Source organism: Oleiphilus sp. HI0132, assembly GCF_001635845.1.
The window spans coordinates 1-925 of sequence record NZ_LWGJ01000250.1 but is presented as its reverse complement, the minus strand read 5'-3'; the positions used below and the strand labels follow the sequence as shown (position 1 = coordinate 925).

General features: G+C 44.5%; 2 protein-coding genes. Both read left to right on the top strand.

What is annotated here, in order from left to right:
* Window positions 1-268, top strand: a 268-nt coding sequence (locus A3766_RS03115; RefSeq protein ID WP_197479251.1) for an adenosylhomocysteinase, incomplete at its 5' end; no start/stop codon positions are given.
* A 63-nt stretch (window positions 269-331) separates the two neighbouring features.
* Window positions 332-925, top strand: a 594-nt coding sequence (locus tag A3766_RS03110) for a methylenetetrahydrofolate reductase (RefSeq protein WP_068641646.1), incomplete at its 3' end; no start/stop codon positions are given.

Genomic DNA, 925 nt, shown 5'->3' with positions numbered 1-925 from the left:
TCACCCTAGCCGAATTATGGATGGCTCATTCGCTAATCAGGTACTGGCCCAAATCTATCTTTATGAACGTAAATTCGCTAACTTGATGGAAGCAGAGAAGAAGGAAAGCATCTACGTTAAAGTACTTCCAAAGAAACTTGATGAAGAAGTTGCTAAAGACATGGTTGAAGGTTTTGGTGGTGTCATCACGCAATTGACCACGAACCAAGCTGACTACATCAACGTGGATGTTGATGGGCCATATAAGCCAGAATCATACAAATACTAATACTCTGTGGAGGCGTAGCGCAATACACGCCTCCATCTATCCAAATTTAATAGAGACATTATCATGCACAGCCAAAAGCAATTTAAACATCGCTTCAGTTTTGAGTTTTTTCCTCCAAAGACTGAAGCTGGTATGGAAAAGTTGCAGGTCGTTAGAGATGAATTAGCTCGACGCAAACCCGATTTCTTTTCTGTTACCTATGGTGCCGGGGGCTCTACTCAAGAGCGCACCATCGATACAGTGTTAAAGCTACAGGACCAAGGCATATCAACCGCCCCACACCTTTCATGCGTTGGCTCTACAACTGAAAACATCGCCTCTTTGCTTGATCATTACATTGAGCACGGTGTAAATAGAATCGTTGCCTTGCGCGGTGATCTACCGTCTGGAATGGGTTCAGCCGGCGAGTTAAAGTATGCGAATGAGCTGGTTGAGTTTATCCGCAAGCACAGCGGAGATCACTTCAACATTGAAGTCGCGGCCTACCCCGAGTTTCACCCACAAGCACCCTCTGCAGAAGCTGACCTTCTTAACTTTAAGAAGAAAGTTGACGCTGGGGCAAACAGTGCCATCACACAGTATTTCTATAATGCAGACTCCTACTTCTACTTTATAGACCGCTGCGAAAAAATGGGCATCAATATTCCTATTGTTCCT